Here is a 4,090-nt window from a genome sequence, read left to right on the forward strand (position 1 = left end):
TGGAACGAGGACTTTCTCGTCAGCCTCATCTCGTGAAAATTAACTCACCCGATTCCCCTGGACGTTATCCGCAGCCAATTACGACCAGGTGGACTGTGGTCGACAGAGGGAGCTTTACGCCATCAAGGACATTTGACACAAACGCGTCGCCCGATAGAGGTAATCGGGCGTAAGCCTTCGCCATGCCAGCCGAGACCATAATGAGCAGATACAGAGACCATCGCAAACCACGCCGGGATCGAGATGAGGACACGTCCGATTCTTTTTCCGAACGGGCTTCCGAGCCTAGCTATTTTCAACGGTCGCCACCTGTAATCGTGGACCCTGTGAACGCCGAGGTGAAGTGGTTCGACGCGACCAAGGGATTTGGCTTCGTCAAACTCTCAGACGGCAGGGATGCTTATTTGCACAGCAGAGTACTAGAGGTAGCCGGAAATCGCAGTGTTTCTGAGGGAGCGCGTCTCAAGGTCACCGTCGAAGTGCGGCCAAAGGGTCCTCAGGTGTCCCAGGTGCTGGAGATTGGCGAGGCCGCGAAAATTTCGCCAGATGTCCGTGGTTCTGAACGATCCGCCTCTCCAGCGGGTAGATTGATCGAGAGCGCGGGCACAGTCAAGTGGTACAATCCCGAAAGGGGCTTCGGCTTCATAGCTCCTGAAGATGGCGGGAAGGATGTCTTCGTTCATGCCACGGCGTTGGTCCGCTCTGGCCTCAGCGGGCTGGTAGAGGGGCAAAAGGTGCTTGTCGAATGCCGGCCGGGCAAGAAGGGGCTGGAAGTCCAGAGCATCCGCATCGCCTAGAGCCAGCACGCGGGCCATCGGGGGAAACCCATACGCGAAAGGCCCGCTGCCGGGAGGGCCGATATCGAAAACAGCGCGGGAGGAGGTGCGCTGCGTTCAGAGCCGGCATCGCATCTGGGAGGAGTAGATGGCCGACAGCGGAACCGTACACCCGTCGAGGGATATATTGCAATGCACAAAAAATTGTCTGCATCAGCGAAGGTCTAAGGGGCCCCTCGATGGAGCGGCTATAACTATGACGGTTGGTTTCATCGACAAAACGCAAAAGGAGAGGGGCGGCATCGCTGCCGCCCTTCCGAGATTGACGAGGTGTGCGTCCCTAGAAGACATGATCGCCATGAGCATCGTCGACCCGGTCAAGGTAACTCCGACCAAGCTGCTGGCATCAACATCGTGCGTCGCGCGCTGCAGGCTCCGGCCCGCCAGATCGCGGCCAACGCCGGTGCGGAAGCCTCGATCGTTGCCGGCAAGATTCGTTCGCACGGCTCTCCAGGACGCGGCCTCGGTCGCCGGCCTGCTGGTCACCACCGAAGCCATGATCGCGGAGGCTCCGAAGAAGAGGTCGGCTGGCGGCCGCATGCCGACCGGCATGCCCGGCGGCGGCATGGGCGGCATGGGTTTTAGCACTCACCGAGAACGAGTGCTAAAAGCCGTTCACAATGCGATCGACAAAGGCGGCGTCGATCCTGGCGTGTTGCGGTTCTCGTATCCGATGACCGCCTCGGCGAAGGCGCGGTGGATATCCAGTCCGATGATGCGCATGCCCGTTCCTCCTTCTTGGCTGGGTCAAAGACGGGAGCTGCGGGCAACACGACATCGACTGATCCACGCTCGCAGCGCATCCGGGAAAGTCGCGAGGGGCGGCCATGTAACGAGCTCGGGCTCTCAGCCCACGGTCTATTGACGGCCTGCCTGCACCTTCGTGCTCCCGGTGCCCCACGTCCCGGATGGGCTCACCATAAGGCCGTTCCAAAACAAGAACAGCAGGACGAAAAGGCACCACAGATCACATACCGGATAACGGCCAGGTCGAAAGAATGAACCGGACCATCAAGGACGCCACGGTCAAGCGCTTCCATTGCGAAAGCCATGAGCAACTGCGTCGGCATCTTGCCGACTTCGTCGCGGCCTACAACTTTGGCCGCAGACTTAAGACCCTCGAAGGCCTCACTCACGAAATAGTGGCTGCCGCGATCGGTGTAGAGGCTCGACGGCAGAGCATGGCCGCAAAACGTCTCCATCAGGCCTTGGCAGCTCGAGGCCGTGCCCTCCTCCTCGACCAGGAAGGCCTAATAGATCGTGCTCGTCGCATCGTCCATCGTTACGATCAGGTCCAGCTCCGGCTCGTCCGCCAGCCAAGCGTGCCGGCTGCCGTCCTGATGCAGCATCATGCCCTTGCAGGGCTTGCGCGGTCGCTTGCGGCGGTGCGCGCCACGCCGTCTGGCCCGCTCCACCAGACCGGCTGCGTGCAACTGCGCCTTGGTGAAGGTATACCCCAGCCGAAATTGTGATCGGGAACCAGGTGTTCGTGAAAATGCTTCGCGTTCCAGCTACGGTACCGCTCCCGGTAAAGCCTGACTCCACCATCTCCCCCGACACGCGCCGCCCCGAAACCTTGCCCAGACGACGATCGACAAGCCCGGCTCCACCAGCCTCCTCGTAGCGGTCGCGGTAACGCCGGAACTGCCGTTCAGACATCCCAAGCAACTCACCAGCTCAAGCATCGACAAATCGCCGCAATCCCGGCGGCTCAACACATCCCGAAACTTCTGCATTCTCCGGTCCTGTAGCCATGCTGCCCGTTTCATCCCCAGCCTCCATTCGCTGGAAATCAAACTGGATAACTCACGTGCTACCTAACCCGGACAACTCACGTGCTTACGACACGCCCACCATTGAACCTTGCCTTCCCGTTCAACGCAATCTATGTTCTGTTCAACGCAGGAGATTCCTATGGGTGTCCAAACACATACTGGTGCGGAAAGCGAAGCAAAGATCGCCTTGACTCGCAATAAGCTCGTACTCGAGCAAGCGAAAGCCGTCGGTCTTCTTGGCAATGCAAAGAATACCCGCCTGTCGGGGCGAGTGCCCTCGGAGTTGATCGAGGCGGCCAAGAAGCGCGCCCATGTCACCTCCGACACTGAGCTGCTGGAATTGGCGCTTTCTCGGCTGGCCCTCGAAGATGACTTTGGTGTCCGTCTGGTCGGCCGCAAGGGCAGCATCCCGATGGATATCGATCTTGGGATTTGATCTCTCTGAAACCCTCCGATCACTAAAGCCCCAGAAGCACGTCGGGACGCTCGAGCGCAGGCCCGATGAAGGTCTCCTATGGGCTGCTGACGAACCCCCAATTGGGGGGCCGCTGTTTCTTGATACCAGCGTCTATCTGGATGTGTTGCAGGGGCGCTCACCGGTGGAGGTCGATACGCTGCTTAAGTATCGCCTATGCCACCATTCTGCAGTCTGTCTGTCTGAGCTGACCCATGCCTTCGGCCGCCTGGACCCCAAGCATGCCTCCACAAGAGCGGTCCTCGAAACGATCGAGGCCACGGTAGAGGACATTTCGGACCACCGACTTCATGCGCCGGAGGCAGCGATCTGGGGACAGGCAGGTGTGTTGGCCGGCCTGCTCTTCCGGCTGAGCAATGTGCCAAAGGGGGAGGGTCACGAGCGCCGCTTCGTCAATGACGCCCTCGTTTTCCTGCAGGCGCGGCAGCTCGGCGCGAGCGTGCTGACCGGCAACGTTCGGGACTTTGATTTCCTATCCCAGATCATTCCGACTGGGCGGATCGTTCTCTATCGAGCTCCGCCTGGTCGGCGATCATGAACGCCGAGTGGCCCGTCTGTCGCCATTCTGCCGGACTGGAACAGTTGGTGCGGGCGCCGGCCACAGATATAAACCACCTGCAGCACATCCAGTTGTTCCTGCGCTTTGTGAAGACGTGTCAAGCTCAATACCCCTACATTGGATCTGGCTCTTCGCTAGGATTTTCGCTTGCCTCGGCACTACAGCAGCTTGGCCTGGCTGTCTTGCCCTGTTCGAACGCTTCGATGCGATGCTGCGCGAGGCCGGCTACATCGCCATGTCGGGCCAGATCGTGGATTCCAGCCTTATCGCCGCGCCGAAGCAGAGGAACACGAAGGAAGAGAAGGACGACATCAAGGCCGGCCGGATCCCGCAAGATTGGCAGGACAAGCCGGCGGAACTACGCCAGAAAGATCGCGACGCGCGCTGGACGGTCAAGTTCACCAAGGCCAAGCCGCAGGCAGATGGCACGATGCCGCCGGTTGAT

At 60.0% G+C, this 4,090-nt stretch carries 4 protein-coding genes and 3 pseudogenes; 6 read left to right on the forward strand and 1 reads right to left on the reverse strand.

Features of this window, described 5'->3' with window-relative positions; all coding sequences use genetic code 11:
- The first annotated feature begins 200 nt into the window (after positions 1 to 200).
- From ACWGTO_RS32800 to ACWGTO_RS32810, 3 genes and pseudogenes are all read left to right on the forward strand, one after another.
- Positions 201 to 797, forward strand: coding sequence for a cold-shock protein (locus ACWGTO_RS32800; protein WP_454578856.1), 597 nt, complete (start codon positions 201 to 203; stop codon positions 795 to 797).
- Positions 798 to 1,160: 363 nt separating this feature from the next.
- A pseudogene (gene groEL, locus ACWGTO_RS32805) lies at positions 1,161 to 1,416 on the forward strand (chaperonin GroEL); the annotation flags it as partial.
- Between the two features lie 400 nt (positions 1,417 to 1,816).
- Positions 1,817 to 1,969: pseudogene (locus ACWGTO_RS32810) on the forward strand (integrase core domain-containing protein); the annotation flags it as partial.
- On the opposite strand, the gene ACWGTO_RS32815 reads toward ACWGTO_RS32810, so the two are convergent.
- Positions 1,965 to 2,495, reverse strand: a complete 531-nt coding sequence (locus tag ACWGTO_RS32815; RefSeq protein WP_454578857.1) for a hypothetical protein — start codon at positions 2,493 to 2,495, stop codon at positions 1,965 to 1,967. The pseudogene ACWGTO_RS32810 and the gene ACWGTO_RS32815 sit on opposite strands and share 5 nt — an antisense overlap.
- Before the next feature lie 255 nt (positions 2,496 to 2,750).
- Between ACWGTO_RS32815 and ACWGTO_RS32820 the strand changes: the two genes are divergently transcribed.
- The 3 genes and pseudogenes from ACWGTO_RS32820 to ACWGTO_RS32830 all read left to right on the forward strand — a co-directional run.
- Complete coding sequence (locus ACWGTO_RS32820; protein WP_454578858.1) at positions 2,751 to 3,047, forward strand: hypothetical protein; 297 nt, start codon at positions 2,751 to 2,753, stop codon at positions 3,045 to 3,047.
- Positions 3,037 to 3,624, forward strand: a complete 588-nt coding sequence (locus ACWGTO_RS32825; protein WP_454578859.1) for a type II toxin-antitoxin system VapC family toxin — start codon at positions 3,037 to 3,039, stop codon at positions 3,622 to 3,624. Before ACWGTO_RS32820 ends, ACWGTO_RS32825 begins: the two co-directional genes overlap by 11 nt.
- Positions 3,625 to 3,832: 208 nt before the next feature.
- Positions 3,833 to 4,090: pseudogene (locus ACWGTO_RS32830) on the forward strand (IS5/IS1182 family transposase); the annotation flags it as partial.

The organism is Mesorhizobium sp. PL10 (assembly GCF_053714315.1).

Bases quoted from the DNA above. Each gene is read 5' to 3' on its own strand.
- ACWGTO_RS32800 (WP_454578856.1), top strand. From the start codon at position 201: ATGAGCAGATACAGAGACCATCGCAAACCACGCCGGGATCGAGATGAG.
- ACWGTO_RS32815 (WP_454578857.1), bottom strand. From the start codon at position 2,495: ATGTCTGAACGGCAGTTCCGGCGTTACCGCGACCGCTACGAGGAGGCT.
- ACWGTO_RS32820 (WP_454578858.1), top strand. From the start codon at position 2,751: ATGGGTGTCCAAACACATACTGGTGCGGAAAGCGAAGCAAAGATCGCC.